This window comes from Sphingobacterium sp. HSC-15S19, assembly GCF_050433745.1.
GTDB lineage: Bacteria > Bacteroidota > Bacteroidia > Sphingobacteriales > Sphingobacteriaceae > Sphingobacterium > Sphingobacterium siyangense.
In genome coordinates this window covers 1-17,259 of sequence record NZ_JBNPWQ010000060.1, presented here as the reverse complement: position 1 = coordinate 17,259, position 17,259 = coordinate 1, and the positions used below count along the sequence as shown (strand labels likewise).

Here is a 17,259-nt window from a genome sequence, read left to right as displayed (position 1 = left end):
ATAGCATACTTTTGGACTGGATTGTGTATTTATTAGTGCCGAAAATGCTGCACTCCAACTTACCAATTATGCTGCATTCTTATTTACCATTTACATCCTCCCGAAAAAATACAAACGCAAATTCCCCTTGAAGATTATCGACCTGCAAATCGAATTCCATGCTGAATTCCTGACTTATATTAATATCAGTCTTTTGCACCTTAGTGTAATGCTTTAATTGCCCCTGTTCTAGCTTGTTCGTCCCTGCCACATCAGCAAGCCCAACCATCCAAGTACCTATTGTGCCCACTGGCATCAATAAACGAAAACGCAAATAGAGTGTACAATTGATGTATTTATCTCTTGGTCGCAATGTTGGCATTGACAATTGTGTTACTCCGCCCCCACCGCTAGATTCCCAAAGCTTAAAATTTGTCTTTGTCGAAGTAATCCAAAAATCATCAACACTCGAATTAATTTGACTTGCAACACCGTTAATCGTCTGCAAATTAAGATTATTACCTGACTGTGCAGGTGTAGACATAAGTATTTTTGTAATTATACCTTCTTCGCTACGTGTAAAGTTTTCAAAATTATTGGGAATGAATATTTTATTGATAATGCTTTCAATTTTTGACAAATCGACCGTATTATTATTCAATAGCGTGTTATCTTCCTTTTTTTGAGTGTAAACTTGTTTAGTATCATCGAATCTAAACCCCTTAAAAATAGCATTTAAATAGCTTTTCAAATAAAATGCAGGTCTAAAATTGTTAAATTCAAAATTATTGTCATAAGGGTCAAAATTACCTGTTCGATAGTCAATTCCGTAATCTAGCATCGGGAAAATATACGGTGATGTTGTACTCGTCCAAGTCGGAGTTATATAAGTGTAGTTATAAAGCGTGGTTTGGGATAAGCTATCTAATTCATGCAGATAACGGTCTTTTATATTCAACATCAAGCTAACAACCTCACCTGTTATTACTGCATTGTATTCGGTCTTATTGAAGTCTAGTATTTGCAATTTACCTTTCAACAGTTGGGTATTATCTTCGAACAATTGGCAATTGACAAATTGATTAGGGGTAAAGTTATGCCCTAATTGTTGTGTGTATTGCGGTGACGAAAATGTTGAAATATCGTATAGATTTCCCAATGCGATGTTATTGTTTTTTGTTCGCAATAACTTAATGTCGTATGTTATCGTATCATTTCGCTTTGTTATGTCTTGAAGGTTTTCAAGTGCAAAAATAGTTGAAGTGTTGAACGTATCAATGTCAAGCTCAAAAACTTCGCTATCGTCGTCCGACATTATATATAGATTGTACTTTTTAGCCATTATATTTTTCTGATAAATATTGGCTTTGGTAACATGGTCGGCTATTGATGAAATACTAAAATAATTAGTATTTTTATCGAATGGATACTTTAGAATTTACTTATAAGAATAAGTCATACAACGTAATGGTTGAGGTTGTAGATGAAGGGAAAACTGTAATCGATTATATCGTATTCGGCAAGAATAATGCAAAATTCCTTTTTCAACAACAATATCATCTTTGGCGGTTGGTTGAGGGTAAATTGAATAAGGAATTGGAAATAGTAATTATTGATGCTTTAATACATAAATACGAATCAAAAATGGTTTGTCTTGCCTATCATGGTGATAAACGAGAAGTAATTACAGTGTCAGACCTTAATTATACAGGCCAAAAGTACGCCTATAGTTTTATGGCTAATAATAGTGATATGGGTAGCCTATATTATTGTGAAAATCAAGGTTGGGTAAATAACTTAACGCTCAAATTTTCAGCTCAATGGTTCACGGCTGCTGACTTGCATATTGTCATTGAAATGCTTGAAAATAACCAAATTCTGTGGGTAAAGCCCTTTAACAAAAAAACACCCTAGCGGAGGGGATAGCTAGAGTGTAATTACCTATGATTTGAAAAACATATTAATAACAATCAGAAATTGATAATGTTTTTATAACAAAAAACCCCTTACACATCCACATGTAAGGGGCATCCATTAATAAACTAAATTATGAGAAACATTAAATTCCCTTTTTATATATTAAATATACAAAAAAATAAATAATAAAAAACCCCTCGCATCCCGAAATATACGAAGGGCTAAAACTTTATTTTTATGAAAGAGTATGAATTTACAAATTATATTTCATAATTAGACCAATCAATTGAATCTTTTATTGTCCAGTACTCACATAATGTATCATTTATATGCTTTATTATTGAATTATAAAATCCTTTTATCTCTTCAACCGTTTCAAATTCATGATAAACAGGGTTCAATACCTCGCCTAATTTGATTCTTATCGGGAAAATATCATCATTCAACATCGCATAATCATATATCATCTTGTAATTCTGCTGATTTTCAAGCGATAACCATACGGTTTCATCGTTAAATTTCAGTCCTGATTGAATAAAATCATTGCACATCTTATTATAATGCGCAATAACGTATTCTTTTATTTCATCTTCTGTTGGTTTATGGTCAAATTCTTCTTCCATATATTCAATTATACCATCTTCGTTAGGGTCAAGTTTCACCCTTACCTTCCATAATTGGTGGTAAGGGTTCACTTGCTCTATTAATGGCGTATATTCTGTACCTTGTATTTTTCTCATTTTTAAGCTATTTCATTTGCGTTGATGAATGTTGTGACATTCTCTGTTATAATGATGTTGCCACCTTTAAACATTAATCTTGTAGTAACAGTGCTGATATTCTGTGTTGAGTTGTATATACCAACAAGTGCTGTGATACCTGCATCCACTCTACTCTGCCCACTTTGTCCACCACGGTTGAATACACTACCTACTGTGTTACCTGTACCGACATTAATTGTATCACAATAATGAGTACTGTCGGTTGCTCCTGTTGTACTTCCACATGGGTAAATATCCATATACTTGCCAAAGTGTACACCTTGCATATAGTTACCATTTTGCGCCCTGTAGCCTTGCAAGTAGCGTGTTACTTTATCGCTATTTTCAACTGCAACAGTATAGTTACCTGCCGTGATTATGCCTGAAATCCATTCATTCACTCCACCATAAAGGTCTTCATAACCCATACAATTAATTTCATTATTCACAATCTTAGATGTTGTACCATCACTATTTTTTACTGAAAAAACGCAATACTCTAAGTTACCGCTTGCTGTATTAACCGCTGAATCATTCATTCCGAATCGAATCGTTGAACCTGTACCGCTACGTGTAAAGGAGTTTTGACCATATCCGCATTGCAATTGACTATTACGATTTCCATATTTTGCGTAAAACAAATTGGTTATGTTTTTCATCTCTTCGTAATCAGGTAATTGTAATTTTCTACCTAAATCCCCAACATAATTAGTATATGTTTCAAAAGTCAAATTACTAACAACTTGCTTCATTGAAGGGAATGATTTTAATATAGTTTCACCCTGTGCATCAATAAAATAACTAACATCAAAAGCACTGACTAATGCTTCTTTATGCTCTATCCAATCGGGTTCAACATCGTAAATACTTGTAGAATCAGTTAACACAACTTTGTCAAATGTGTCTGTCGTTGTAAATGTAATAAATACCCATTTCGCATTCGTTGGAATATCCATGACATAATACATACCGTTTGTGAACATCACATTTAATCCACTTATTTTTAACCCTGTACCTAAGACTTGGCTGGTTAACTCTGCTCCTGTTGCAACAATTGCACTGATAATTGTATCGCTTGTTATAGCAGGAAAACGAATTTGTTTGTAACCTTCAACATTCATCCCATACACAAAATAACCGCTTTGAGGATTTAAAAAGTCATTTAATGTACTGTATTGAGTAGTATTATAAAGCCTAGTATTTTCTCTGTATGATACAGCAATTGGTGCATTTTCCCTACCTGCAACAGTTGTAAATGTTTCTTTTAGTAATATCAACGTCTTTCCATCGTATTTTTTTGGCTTTTCAGCATTTGAAGAATAACAAGCGTAATTTGCATTGTTTTTATAATCGTTCACGCCCTTATACCAATAATGTGGTTCATATACATACACGTCACCATGCGCCCCTGTCTGATAAGCTGTTGCATCCTGCTTGTTTTTAAAGAGTCTGGAATCATTGTTATCTAGTGGAGTAATTAGCATATTACCTAATGATGTCTGTTTACCTAAGCATCTGAAACGCTTATCTAAAATCTTGGTGACGTGACCATTGGCAATGTATTCTGTCCCTGTACTGTAACCTGTATTATTATCAATATTGGTGATATTTTTTGGGTCAGCAACGTTGGTATTGAATTTCACAACTGACATATTCGGTTGAGATATTGACAACTCAGGAAAATGTTCAACCAATTGGTTATATAGCGAATCGCTTACGAATTTTGTCAACTGATAAGTACCAACTAAGCTACATGTAGTTGTTAATGTTCCATTTTCAGTTACCCCACCCACATTCATAAATTGCAATAACCAATCCGCTGTACCTGTTTTTTTAATGCCTGTTGCACGAAGATTTTTAACCGTTGTTGACATCGTGTTATACAATGTTTCCCAGTTGATTAATGGGCAATTATCATATATCAAAGTCTCAACATTCACCCCATCAGGAAACGCAATATTTGAATTTGAAATCTTGTTGAAATTTGTCAATTTCAAAGTCTTCAAATTCTTTGGCAATGTTAACTTAGCTATTGGTGAACCGTTAGGTAAAGCTATTGATGTCAATGTATTACATCCAAGTGCATTCAACTCTTCAAGCCTATTACAAGCTGATAAATCAATTGAAGGTATCAAGGAATAATTACGCATGTCAAGGAATTTAAGCATTGGCATCTTATCCGCAATTACCAATTCAGTTAATGAATACGTTTTACCACTAGCACCACCTAATATAAGTGACTCCAATACAGGCAAATTAGGTAAATTCAAATCTGTAAAGCCACCCCATTCTGACATATTAAGCTTTGACATAAATACGCCGCCATACAGGTGGAAAATAGTACCTATGTTAGCTGTCTGCGGATAACTGTACGCCCATTCAACATTTTTCAGCACTTTGGTATGTGTCATAATTGTTGATTCCCTACGTACTTGGAAATAGAAATCCCTGTTTGCTGTTGCTTTGATTGTTGCACCTGCGTTACTGTAGCCTTTCCAAGCAATATCGGTCAGGGTAAATTGTCCTGTACTGTATTTAGCATCGAAAAGATTTAGACGATTAGTCAACCACCAATGACGGTGCGATTTACGGCTACCTTGGGATGCTTCCAAATAAGAATATTTCAAATTAGTTACAACACCACCGACATTAACGTCAACACCCAATGTTTTTGGTTTCACATACTTGTATTGCGCATCGATATTGTAGACACGTTCAACATATTTATCAGACTGTTCTTTATCAAACATATTGAAAATATAGTCATTAGTCATCTTGGTTCTGATACGTTGATATGCTTCTTGAAGCTCTGTTTGAAATTCCGTTCTAAGATTCTTCCACAATACAGAATTGTGACCTGCAAAGGCATATACAGTATTACCACCAATTGATAATTCAGGGTCGGTCGAATCTTCATCAATATCGAATCCATATTTTAAACGGCCGTCATTACGCACACCAAGTATGGTATCATTATCATAGAAAATAAAATAACCTAACATTTTATCCTTTGCTGTGTCGTACCAAAAAGCAAGCATTTGGTTCTTTACTCTTTGGTCAACTGCTCCCATCAAATCAGTGAATACATAATAGTCACATAAATAACTTACATCAGCATAGTCTTTTAATTCAGCTTTGAATTTACTTGTATTGGTTTGAGTCGATTTAACCCATTTTACAAAGCGTTCTAAATAATAAGGCTTCTTTGTACCATCAGCGTAGGTATCTTGGTTGTCAGGGAAACGAGCTTCAAAAACACGTGTCCAATTCGGTATTTGCTTACCATCAACATCAACCATTGCATTGAAATCGTCATCCAAATAGCTTCCCATTGGATAATCATTATTTAGGAATTCCCAACATTCTGTAGGGTTTTTACCGCCAAATTTTGTCTGTATCCAATTTGTAGGCGTTACACCATCAGCTTCAACGTGGTAATTAGGAATGTTAAGGAAACCAAAAACATCTTCTGTACCCTTATCGTTATTCATGTTGTATTTACCCAAAAATTTAGGGACGTCATTAACAGTCGCTCTATAGAATAAATAACATGGCTCACCGTCAACTGTGGTACGTACATCGTATTTATAATCATTTGGCACTGCTTTTTGTGGTGGTGTCTTTTCCCCGATAGAGGTCAAAGTGTTATGTACAAGTCTTGCCATACCTGTATTGTGCGAGCTTGAAGATTCTGCAAAATCAGCTTTTAAACACCACAAATTAACTGGAGCAGGCACTTTACCTGAATCAGATTTAACTTTAAATGAGAATAATGCTTTATCCTGTAATACCCCTCCGTTTCCTTGAGCATCGCAACCTAAGTAAAATTCACCATCAACTTTTTGTGAATTCTTTAGTGTGATTTTGTAATTCTTAATTGGGTATGCAAGCGAGCTGGTACCTTGTAGTTGGATAGAGCCACCTATCAATTTGAAATTTAATTGTGGTTCAGACTTCTTTATATGTAAAATCTCGGTAACATTGTACTTGGTTTTTTTGTTATTATTGACCGCTGCTTGCAACACTGTTGGAACTCCGTTAGCTTCAACCCCTGTGATAATGACATATCTCATATCTTTGGCGATTGAATCAACTGTAATATCTCCATTGTTGTCAATTATCGCATTCGCATTGTATTTGTCAACAATTTCTGTTACACTATCTAAATCAACAATTGATAAATCCAAAACCTCGCTATCATTCAAATAACGGTTATACAATCTAGTGTTGTATATATCCAATGATGCACCATTGGCACCAAAAATTAATGTTGTTGGTGTAGCTTGGTATATTGAATCTGTATTTGCTTTTTGTACTGCTCCTGATAATATACCATTAATGTATAAGTACAACATTGAATCATTTAGCTTTTCATGGTCGGATGAATCATTATTACTTAATGGATAAGATACAAAAGCCACATTATATACTTCACCGCTAGCTAACTTCATCGATACCGTTGCTTTACCTTTGGTTACCATTTTAGCTTCATTCGTGGTTATCACAAAACCTGTACCTTCACTGTCAACACATTTAATTACTTGTGCATCATCATTGGTTACTTCTGATACTTTGAATTTCACTTGATAAGTAAAGGAGTTATTAACGATTGAATTGCTCGCTGATAACACATTGTAATTAACTGTGGCTCTACCATCATCCGATAAGCGCAAAGCGTTGTTCATCCACCCGTCACCACCAAATTTTACGTTGGTTAATGTCGCTGTAACGTTATTGACTGTACTATTCCAGACTCCTTTATTTACATCGTTATTTGATTTACCGCTTGCAGTAAATTTGAACGCTAAATTGTCGGTTGGCTCTTGAAGATTAACATTGGATGATTGAATATCAATGTCGAAATTATATGTTTTCGAGCCTGTAACGATACGGCCTGAAAACTCCCCACTTGTTAATGTCTTATATACTGTCTTTTGTTGACTGAATCCAACGTTAGCACTTGCAATTACATTGCTATCAATATATACATTGACTAATTTTGTAGGCTTTAAAGGGTCAAATACAGCATAATTAATAGTAAATTCCTCAAATTGTTTCGCAACAATAACAGGTTTTTGACCTGCTTCGATGATTCTACCATCAACATAGGTATATTTTGAAGCAATGACAGGTGTATTGTTGTTCGCTTCACGAATAATCAAATCATAATAAATCGAATTTGATAAAATAGTAGAGCTTACAACGTCCAATTCCGCAACAATTTGAACTGATATATTGCCGTGGCTATATGATGTAGTAGGAATTTGCACCGTACCTGTTGCAGTACTCTGTGTTATTGTTCTTGTTTCGTATAATGAGCTGTTGACATAAGTTTTTAATGTCTTATTTCCTGCTCCTTGCAATGAAAATGGAACATAAATAGGTGTACCTTTATCAAAAGTCTGTGCATAATCTAATGAGGAATTCAACACCAAGTTAACCACTAATATTGTGTATGTAATTGTAGCTACCTGCACTCTATCACCCGTGTTTACTTCTGCACGAATACGAATTAAGTTGTTACCCAATTGCAATAATTCTGTACAGTCAATATTGTTTATTGTACCTGCATTTACTACTGATTCCCTTGTCACACTATTTGCCCCTGCTGTAACTGTCGCAACGATTGTTGCAGGGTTACCCGTACTTTCGTTGGTAGTTGTGTCTAGATGGTCATATTGATACTGTAGAATAACTTCATCACCTTTTTTGATAGTGGAGTTTTGCGACAATTTTGTCAACACGATTTTAGTTGTGGTTACTTCACCACTACCACCGCCACCGCTAAATTCCTCGGTTGTCGACAATATATCACCATTCTCATTTAATAATGAAATTGAATATACTTTATCATCCCCATCACCAATGGTTGACAATGATAATTGAGTACCGTATTTACTATCTAATTCGTTAAAAGCACTTGCAACAGCACTAGAGCTAACAGGGTCTGTACTTGCAGGATTGATTGTTTGTTCTACATTTTGCACTACTTGAATATTAACGTTACCGTTAACATCAGGCTCTACAGATGAATTATTTAATGAAATGCTTTGTACTGGTGCATCAGGAATTTGTATCGATACTTTACCGTTTGCATCAGGTGCAACATTTTCACCGTTGACATCAATACTTTGAATTGGTGCAGATGGGATTGTAATTGCTACATTTCCATCATTATCAGGTGCAACATCATTACCATTAACGGACACACTTTGTACAGGTGCCAATGGTACAATAACTTCTTTATATTCCCCTTTTTCATTGAGGAATTTATTTCCGTCACCTGTAGCTTCAACTTTGATTTTAGAAACTTTATCTTTTTCAGTTGTTGTATAATCGTTGCTTGAAAGTCCTTTCCCTGCGACCTTATCAACCTTGGTATTAAGTCCTGAATTGATTGTAGCATCCAATTGTGTTTTACTTGGTAAGCCTTGAAGCTTGGTTATTTCAGTATCAAGCACTAAGCTTTTGTTATTCTCTTTATCGACTTTGTTCTTTGTGATTTCTCCTACCTCGATGAAATAAGGGTCACCACTAACAGCATCAGCACCCAATATTTTATCGTTTGCATTTACTTGTGTTTTTTTCGTGAAATCTTTAGGAAACTGTTTTTTATTCGCCATTTTTTTTAACTTCTTTCAGATAAATATTGGCTTTGTCTATATCTGTAATGGGAATATATAGATAGATGGGGTATTATTTTTTAATCTACAAATAATCGATTATAGAATGAATATTTGACTTCATTAGATGCCATAGGATGCAATAACTTTTAGCATTAATATCAATAGTTCAAAACCACTTATAATGTATTACAGGGGCTTATATGGCTTAAAATCTTTGTTATTTTTTAATTCACAAAAAAAGCCCCAATTAAGGGGCTAAAAGTAGTATGTAAAAAAAGAATTAGTATTTTAATGTTACGCTATTCAGCCAATTATCGATGACAAAATCACCACTATTAACGGCTAAATATAATGCTGAATCAGGGTTATTGTTCAAATCAATATCATTGGCATTGATAACCGTTTCTAGTTTTTGGATTGAGAAGGGTGCAGAATACTGTAGGTCTAACCGATTCCGTTTAAATCCGTTCACATGCTGTTGCAGTACCTTATATGTTTTGTTGTCAACGGTAACTTCTACCAAAAAATCATCTACACCCACATATACCTTATTTGCTGTTATTATCTCTTTAGCTAGATTGCTTTCGTAATCATCTAAATAATTAGACGATGCAGTATAACTATATGTGTTGTTATTGCTTATTACATCTTTATTGCTGAAGAATTTACCATCCTGTGAATACGTGTTATTCCTGCTGATTGGTCGATTGATATAAGTCTTTGCTGTGGTCAATGTCTCAATACTGTTGTTGACAATAATCGAATCCCATCCACCAAGCACATTTTTAAAGATGATATTTCGCTCCCTCAATTGACAAGATTCTGTCATAGTATATATTCGGCTCTCGCTGACTTCATTGTCCGACGCATCCAATATAACCACCTTATATGTATGGGTAATATTTACCTCATCATTGTTTTTGATTAATGGATGGGATAGTATTGCCAAAGGTGATACATTGAGACTGATTACATTTTCCGATGCTTGCCGTGTTATTGGTATCGATACATCAAGCAATAAATCGTTATCGCTATCGTAAAGACTTACTTTAAGCTTCTGTCCGTGTCGATTTAAATCAAAGATTTTTAAAAACTCCTTTTGCTGTGTAGTTATATTCTTTACCTGTTGTTGGTTGGTCAAGAATTTTGCTTTGGGGTCTGTATTGCTTGGACCTTTGTACGGTTGAATGTTGTATTTATTACTATCATAACCAAAGAAGTCTATAACATTTTCTTCACTTTCAAAAAAATAGTTGCTGTATTCATTCGTTACATCTCCTGCTGTTATGTTACCTGTTGCAGGGTCAAGTATATATTCCTGTATACTTACATTGTATTCGGGTAGATAACTTAAGGTAATCACCTCATTACTGTTATTCAATATCGATTCCGCTAAGTTCTTCAGAACGTTAGAGACATCCACCGATAGGACATTAGTCAATGGCTTTTGAAATACTTTTTTCTTTGCTATAATATCGGTGCTTTGTGCCTTAGTCATCGTTAAAACACAATAGATTAGGTTATTGTTATCGCTGGAAAACATCCAAGTGTTTAGATTCCCATTAGGGGAAATTGTATGTGGTTTCTTTATTATTGTTATTGGCATTATTATTTCTTTTTTTGGACATTATCACCGTATTTATTGAATATGCGGAATTTGATTTGGTCACCTAAATTCTGTTGAATGCGTGTATTAAGTTCATTCTTCAACCAATCTACATTCGAATCCCAATAGCCTTTGCCTTGAAATCCCTTTTTGTAAATATGGCTTCTTATAGCGTATGCTAATTGTGTTTTCTTTTCATCGTCGGTCATATCGTCAAATGCACTATCTTTAAAAAATTTTCCATTATTGGCAGATATTAGTTGTCTGTTTTCTATCCATTCGAGAATTGGTGCAACAGGTGGCTTATATTGTCCGTAACTGTGTACACTACCATTATTTTGTTCGGTACCATTGACACCCCTACTTTGATATATAATATGTTGAAGCCCTAATATTTCAACCTCATTCATATTGTTGACTTTGATTGAAAGCTCTTCAATACTACCTGTAACTAGAAAATCATTGATACTATTAATTTCCGTTTTAACACGTTCTATAAACTCCGCAACAATCTGCTCCAACACATTCATATTAAATGAAAACGCCCCTTTATCTTCTCCGACTGTTGCAACAAGGTTATCTATTAAGATGTTGAATTGTGCCTTTTTACTTGCTTGCTTTAGACTCTTTGCCATAGTTATTTCTTTAGAATATTTACTTTGTCTTTGAGCAATGAGCTATATACAAATACATCAACTGCATACATTTTCATCCCTTCAAGCATCGTTATAAATAGGTATTCGGATACGTTATGAAGCAATTCAAAGTACCCCCATCTTTTATAAAATTCCTTCTTCAAATACATTTGATTTGCTTCTATCGCCCCTTGTGGCTCTTCTTCAACTTCTCCGTCAAAGAGATTTCCAAAGCTTCCAAATAGGTCTTCAACTGCTTTTCGAGAACAAAAAAAAACCTGTTAGCTTCTGCCATATTCATATTATCCTCTATGTTATCGATAGGTTCTTTCAATAAAATATTAATCATTTCACCCCAATTGCTAATATTATTTTGTTCCTGCAAATTCATGTATTTTAATAGGTCTTCGAAAATGATTTCATCAAACCCTTTAATTAAGCTTTCATCAATGTCTGCTGTTTGGTTTGATTCGTCATTTTCGAATGCATTAAAACGTTCAGCTATTTTAAAATAATCAACCTGTTGGAATCCTTCAACATCATAAAGCTGTACACCTGTGAAGGTGAAGAAATATATGTCTAGCATATTACGGTATACCTTTTCAAAGTCATCAACACCGCCTAATTGCTCAATCAAATTCCTGAATGTTATATATTGCTTTAGCGTTACATCAGCCCATTTTAAGGGTAGCTTATCAATTAATTCTTCTTTCTTTACCATCACTATTTTTCCATAAATATTGGCTTACCAACCGTACTTGGCTAAAGGATTGCCATTAACTAAATGTTGAACATCAGGAAGGAATTTATTACATAGTGCCAAACTAACAACCGTATCATCATGACAACCATTAATAGCATTATATGTTACATGCCCCCCTTTGCCAAGCTTGTATTCAAACGTTGATAATTCATTTGCTGTAATCTCGTTGAATTTTAACTTATCCTTTTCTAGTGCTAGAATCAATTCCTTAATAAGTTGTGGTTTGCTCTGAGCCGTAAAGGTGAAGCCAATAAGATTTAAAATGCCTTGATTTATCAAATTATCATAGACAACTTTACCAACTCCTGTAATATCCATTACTTTCATAATCCCCTGTGGTAAAGCCTTTATTTTCTCTTCAACAATAACCCAATCGTTTGATTGAAAATGTATGTGGTCGGTCATTTTTCCCGATGCTGACATGAATGAGATTGATGTAAAGTCGGTGGTTGATGCAACGTCAATACCTATTATTGCTGTCGGCTCCGTGCTATACTCTGTTAATGTATTTCGTGTTATTACATCGAGCGATACGATACCATTTTTATTACTTCCTGCAACGGCCAAATATTCTTGGTTGAATGATTCCGATGGTAAATCAGCTTTTGCGTTGTCTATCTCCTGTGGGTCAATATGTGGATTATCATAAGTAGTAAATTGAAAATTCCTCCAATCTCCATTATCATTAGCTTTCTTTGTTAACTCAAAAAAATAATCCTTTCCCCTTGGTGTTGAAATAAATAAAGCTTTGCCTTTGGTCTTGGTCAGTAACGGTCGCAATGCATTCTTCCAACCCTCTTCAAGGTCTGCAATAAATGATGCTTCATCGATGATTAAAATATCACATTCACCACCTCTGAGGGCATCTAAATTCTCCCCACTGAAAAAACTAATGGTGCCACCCGAAATAAATTCGATTGTTAAATCACTCTTATTTGCTTCGTAAATTCCTTGTGGTAATTGGTTTATTATCTCTTTAAAAAAGCGTTTGGCTAATCTATACTGAGGAGTAACATAAGCTATTTGTTTGCCCTGTACTCCTTCAATTATTGATATTGTTTTTGATATTAAAGATTTGCCCCAACGACGACCACAACACATAGTGATGAATCGTGTCGATTTAAATGCATCAAGAACTATTTGTTGGGTTGCATGTGGTTTAGGAAGACGAAGATTAAAGTTATTCATCCTCTCCACCCTCATTTGTGGTTTGTTGACTATCTTCGTCCCATGAAATATTGATGTTTATATCACCCTTAATTTCATTGGTATTCTCATTTTTCGTTGCTGATAATTTAGGTTTTTGATAATTTAATAACGTAGCATATAGTTCCCCCGCTGCTCTCGGATTTAGGTTTTTTATAACATCGTCACCATCCATCATTCGCTTTTCCAGTAGCTCCATAATGACAACAAAAGCTTCTCTTTGTTCTTTGGTTCGCTTGTTTTCCGAGCCTTTCGGCCTGCCTTTTGGATTCTTTACCTCTCCTTTTTTTATACTTGTTTCATTTCTCTTTTTAGGTTGCTTGTTTATCATTTACCATTATTTGCCATTTCTTTTACTGGCATCCTTTCAGCGATAAATATTGGCACGCAACTATATTGCATTTAAAAAAGTATGGACATAAAAAAAGGATAGCTTAATTACTATCCTTTAAATAAAACATATATAATAAAATGAAAATTACTTTTTACCCTTTCTTCTACTTGTTGTTTTTTTTGTATTTTCTATTTTTTTAATTGCTTCTTCAACAACCTCTTTATCAACAACATCGAAAGGATTTACCTCGTTTACTTCTGTTTTTTCGTTCTTGCTTAATCTCGCAAAAACTGGAATTAAATCACCTAAAAAGTTTCTTATACAACCTGCACATGAATCAATTTTCAATGGATATTTCACTGTTGGATAAGCTTCTTTAAGCTTTCCCAATATCACATTCAGTTGCTGTTGAGTGGCAATATTTACTATCAAATCACCACCATCTTTAAAGGTATTTAATACCTTCTCTATTTTTTTAATCTCTTTTAATACTTCTATTTCTTGTTCTGTCATTTTTAACTATTTAATCTCCTTAATATATCTTTGCAGTCTTTTGTTATCTGCTCTAATATCTCATTATACTTTTCTCTATCTGCGTTGTTAAATCGCCCCTTTTTACCTGTACCTTTTTTATTTATATACCTGTAGAATAATTGCCTTTGCTCTTCCGTCATCAAAGCGATAAATACATCAACGTCTATTTTATATTTCTTTTCAAATCCTGTCTCCTGGTCATCTTCAATAATATATTCATCGTCATTTTCGGTTAATTCGCTGTGATTAATTCGTTTAATCTCTTTGTCATATTCAGTGCTGAATCTTTTATTTTTTTCGTAATAGCTTTTTGCGCTTGGATACTTTTCATTAACATCTCGAAATAAATGCCTTTGCGCCATCAGGCAAATTGTTGCTGTAAGCTTCTTTGGGTTGTCAAGCAATTCAGGCCATTTTTCGAGCTTAATTAAATACACTTCTTTGAATAATTCGTTATAAAAATCCCCCATTTCCCTACTGATTTTTTCATCGCTCCATCCCTTTGACTTAAGCCATCCGCTAATGTAATGTACGATAGGATTATGCGAGCTTGAAGACTCTCTACCCATGTAAAGACCTTTATATCTACCTGTTGTATACAATTCTTTTATTGCTTCGTCTTTTCTTTTTAGTAGATTTTTATCAAATTCTTCTTCTTTATTATTGTTCAACTTCTATTATTTCAACTTAATCGGTAAGGCGTTTTTCAACCGCTCCATAATATCGCTCACATACGGAGCTGATAATGTCACAAGCAACCATTTCACTATCGGCAATGGTGCCATGTTAAATGTGCCTATTGCGACACATATCCAAAATGTTAGGCAAAAAATGCATGAAAACGGTTTGCCTAAGCGGTCGAGATAAGACCATAAAGGAATGGATGTAATCATATTTACTACCATCCCGATTATTATGCTATATCCTATTATATCCCACATACTTTTATATTTTAAATAAATTGATAAAAAATTCTTGACCTTTAGGAGTTACTTTTGTTACTGTTGTCATTTTTCTTTTACCTTGATTGTCAAGATATTCGCTGTATTTCAACTCAAATAATCCATCTTCGACAGCATGTTGAAGGGGTTTATTTTTCTTTTCGCCAACACACCCCAAATACCCTAAATCCCGTAACAATTGGAATAATCTATTTTGTCCAATTTCAAAACCTGCTTGTGTAATAAGTGTGGCTAAATGACCGATTAAAATGCTATCTCCAGTCTCAATTACAGCATCAGCAAACGTTACCTTATGGGCTTGTTCTTTCAATTGGTTCGCTTGTTCATTTACCTTCGTGCTTACAGCCTGCAACTGATTATTTGTCTGCTGTAACAATAATTGTTGTTGTTCGATTTGTTCCGCTTGTTGTGATGCAAGTAATAATGCACCGCTTAATGTGGTGGGAATTTGGAATTGATTGTTTACCGCTTGTTGCTCCAATTCTTCCCACCTGTTTATCAATTTCGCTCTTGCAACGTCATTGAATTTCGTAATGATGTATAGGCTCTCTTTTTTCGTTAAGAGGTATTCAGGTCTTTTTTGTCCTTTTCCATCTGTGTATTCAACCAAGGAAAAATTTCCTCCGTTAACTTCAACCCAAGATTTTTCCATTTTTCTAATTGCTTTCATTACGTCGCTGTGTGGCTTACCTGCGTATTCTGCAATCTCTCTGCTACTTAATGTTTGTCCATTTCTGTTTGTATTTACTATTTCCATTATTTGTTATTTACTTCTTTATTTTTTCTCTTCTCTTCAATCCTACCCTCCAATATTTTTATCATTACTTTTAAATGGTGGCATATCTCATACTTTTCTTTTTTCTCCATTACTTTTTGAATATCCTTCATATACTGTAACTTGGTCATCGTTTCTTCGTTATCATCTTCCTTACTATCTCTTATTGCTTTTATCGAGCTTCCTAGATAGATGTTGTTTAGTTGTTGTTGACTTAACACTTTCTTTATTTCCTTCATTGTCAAGTCTCCGTATTCTTTTAATGTCATCTTTGTTTCGTTATTTATTATAAATATTCTTCAATTTTAAATAATTCACTTTTTTATTAAATTTTTCTTAAATTATTTCACAAATCACTGATATTCAGGTAAATTATTTTTCTATTAATATATATTGAAATGAGATTTTTATAAACTCTATTAAAAAAAAGGCACAAAAAAAGGGGCTAATTAAAGCCCCTTGAAAACAAAAATTTATGAAAATAATTAAAACGGAATACACAAATGAACGGCCTATTCCTTAGCCTTTATCGTTGTTATTATCGCTATTATACGCTGCGAAAAAGTCAGTTAATTCACTTAAGTTAACCTTATCAATTTCTTCTTCATCATGAAAGAATGGTGTTTCTTTAAGATTGGTTTTTTGAATTTCTTCTTCAATCACTGTTGAAGGTTGAGCAACCACATGGTTATTACTATTGTTAACTAACTGATTTATTTGCTCTTTTTGTTGTTCGATTTGCATCTGCATAGATGCCACCATATCCTTTAGATTTTCAATTTCTTTTTCTAAATCCATATTATTTTTTTCTAAAATCTTACCTACCTTTTCGATATTAACTACTTCTTTTTCAACCGTTTTTAATTCTCTATTAGCTTTATTCACTGAATATTTGACGATATATTTGTCATTGATATACTTGCTAACGTATGCACCATCCTCTGTGGTAAGAAAGATAGTTGTAACATCCTTTTTATCCATTTTTGAAAATGAAAATGGTTGAACTATAGAATATTTAGTGTAATTATTACCATTGATTCCAATACCACTTTTTTTAATCACACCCTTTAAGCTGCGCCCGTTTGTTTAGACAGAAATTTCTAATTTTTATATAGTATTTTCTGTTTTAGGGCTGAAAATGGAAATAACTTTTTGGCTCTT

Annotated in this window: 14 protein-coding genes; 1 reads left to right on the top strand and 13 read right to left on the bottom strand. The window is 34.0% G+C overall.

Translation table 11 applies throughout. The features are described from left to right. Positions 1-79: 79 nt before the first annotated feature. Entirely contained in the window at positions 80-1,321 is a 1,242-nt protein-coding gene (locus L1283_RS27405; RefSeq protein ID WP_429626743.1) for a hypothetical protein, read from the bottom strand. An 80-nt stretch (positions 1,322-1,401) separates the two neighbouring features. On the opposite strand from L1283_RS27405, the gene L1283_RS27400 reads away from it, so the two are divergent. Continuing rightward, a complete protein-coding gene (locus tag L1283_RS27400) occupies positions 1,402-1,893 on the top strand; it encodes a hypothetical protein (protein WP_429626742.1) in 492 nt (163 codons plus the stop codon). Between the two features lie 263 nt (positions 1,894-2,156). Here the strand turns inward: L1283_RS27400 and L1283_RS27395 are convergent, their stop codons facing one another. From L1283_RS27395 to L1283_RS27340, 12 genes are all read right to left on the bottom strand, one after another. Then, positions 2,157-2,636: a hypothetical protein gene (locus L1283_RS27395; protein WP_429626741.1), complete on the bottom strand. Its 480-nt coding sequence runs from the start codon at positions 2,634-2,636 to the stop codon at positions 2,157-2,159. Between the two features lie 2 nt (positions 2,637-2,638). Beyond that, positions 2,639-9,280 carry a CotH kinase family protein gene (locus L1283_RS27390; protein ID WP_429626739.1) on the bottom strand — a complete coding sequence of 2,214 codons (6,642 nt, stop codon included), beginning with the start codon at positions 9,278-9,280 and terminating at the stop codon, positions 2,639-2,641. 283 nt (positions 9,281-9,563) lie between these two features. Continuing rightward, positions 9,564-10,781 (bottom strand): hypothetical protein, encoded by a 1,218-nt coding sequence (locus L1283_RS27385; RefSeq protein ID WP_429626737.1) that lies wholly within the window; start codon positions 10,779-10,781, stop codon positions 9,564-9,566. 110 nt (positions 10,782-10,891) lie between these two features. Further along, positions 10,892-11,524 (bottom strand): hypothetical protein, encoded by a 633-nt coding sequence (locus L1283_RS27380; RefSeq protein WP_429626735.1) that lies wholly within the window; start codon positions 11,522-11,524, stop codon positions 10,892-10,894. Positions 11,525-11,705: 181 nt separating this feature from the next. Then, a complete protein-coding gene (locus L1283_RS27375; protein WP_429626733.1) occupies positions 11,706-12,245 on the bottom strand; it encodes a hypothetical protein in 540 nt (179 codons plus the stop codon). 24 nt (positions 12,246-12,269) lie between these two features. Then, entirely contained in the window at positions 12,270-13,475 is a 1,206-nt protein-coding gene (locus tag L1283_RS27370; RefSeq protein WP_429626731.1) for a terminase large subunit domain-containing protein, read from the bottom strand. Next, positions 13,468-13,824: a hypothetical protein gene (locus L1283_RS27365; RefSeq protein WP_429626729.1), complete on the bottom strand. Its 357-nt coding sequence runs from the start codon at positions 13,822-13,824 to the stop codon at positions 13,468-13,470. The genes L1283_RS27370 and L1283_RS27365 overlap by 8 nt, the downstream gene beginning before the upstream one ends. A 147-nt stretch (positions 13,825-13,971) precedes the next feature. After that, positions 13,972-14,340, bottom strand: a complete 369-nt coding sequence (locus L1283_RS27360) for a hypothetical protein (protein ID WP_429626727.1) — start codon at positions 14,338-14,340, stop codon at positions 13,972-13,974. A gap of 2 nt (positions 14,341-14,342) precedes the next feature. Then, the gene (locus L1283_RS27355; RefSeq protein WP_429626725.1) at positions 14,343-15,032 is read right to left on the bottom strand and encodes a hypothetical protein; all 690 of its coding nucleotides are present in this window, start codon (positions 15,030-15,032) and stop codon (positions 14,343-14,345) included. 274 nt (positions 15,033-15,306) lie between these two features. Next, positions 15,307-16,080, bottom strand: a complete 774-nt coding sequence (locus L1283_RS27350; RefSeq protein ID WP_429626723.1) for a phage antirepressor KilAC domain-containing protein — start codon at positions 16,078-16,080, stop codon at positions 15,307-15,309. Further along, positions 16,080-16,367 carry a hypothetical protein gene (locus L1283_RS27345; protein WP_429626721.1) on the bottom strand — a complete coding sequence of 96 codons (288 nt, stop codon included), beginning with the start codon at positions 16,365-16,367 and terminating at the stop codon, positions 16,080-16,082. Before L1283_RS27345 ends, L1283_RS27350 begins: the two co-directional genes overlap by 1 nt. A gap of 250 nt (positions 16,368-16,617) precedes the next feature. After that, on the bottom strand, positions 16,618-17,160 hold the full coding sequence (locus L1283_RS27340; RefSeq protein ID WP_429626719.1) for a hypothetical protein: 543 nt from the start codon (positions 17,158-17,160) through the stop codon (positions 16,618-16,620). Positions 17,161-17,259 lie beyond the last annotated feature (99 nt).

Coding starts and splice junctions, on each gene's coding strand:
- L1283_RS27375 (WP_429626733.1), bottom strand. CDS start 12,245: ATGGTAAAGAAAGAAGAATTAATTGATAAGCTACCCTTAAAATGGGCT.
- L1283_RS27370 (WP_429626731.1), bottom strand. CDS start 13,475: ATGAATAACTTTAATCTTCGTCTTCCTAAACCACATGCAACCCAACAA.
- L1283_RS27360 (WP_429626727.1), bottom strand. CDS start 14,340: ATGACAGAACAAGAAATAGAAGTATTAAAAGAGATTAAAAAAATAGAG.
- L1283_RS27400 (WP_429626742.1), top strand. CDS start 1,402: ATGGATACTTTAGAATTTACTTATAAGAATAAGTCATACAACGTAATG.
- L1283_RS27350 (WP_429626723.1), bottom strand. CDS start 16,080: ATGGAAATAGTAAATACAAACAGAAATGGACAAACATTAAGTAGCAGA.
- L1283_RS27395 (WP_429626741.1), bottom strand. CDS start 2,636: ATGAGAAAAATACAAGGTACAGAATATACGCCATTAATAGAGCAAGTG.
- L1283_RS27405 (WP_429626743.1), bottom strand. CDS start 1,321: ATGGCTAAAAAGTACAATCTATATATAATGTCGGACGACGATAGCGAA.
- L1283_RS27345 (WP_429626721.1), bottom strand. CDS start 16,367: ATGACATTAAAAGAATACGGAGACTTGACAATGAAGGAAATAAAGAAA.
- L1283_RS27365 (WP_429626729.1), bottom strand. CDS start 13,824: ATGATAAACAAGCAACCTAAAAAGAGAAATGAAACAAGTATAAAAAAA.
- L1283_RS27385 (WP_429626737.1), bottom strand. CDS start 10,781: ATGACTAAGGCACAAAGCACCGATATTATAGCAAAGAAAAAAGTATTT.
- L1283_RS27380 (WP_429626735.1), bottom strand. CDS start 11,524: ATGGCAAAGAGTCTAAAGCAAGCAAGTAAAAAGGCACAATTCAACATC.
- L1283_RS27390 (WP_429626739.1), bottom strand. CDS start 9,280: ATGGCGAATAAAAAACAGTTTCCTAAAGATTTCACGAAAAAAACACAA.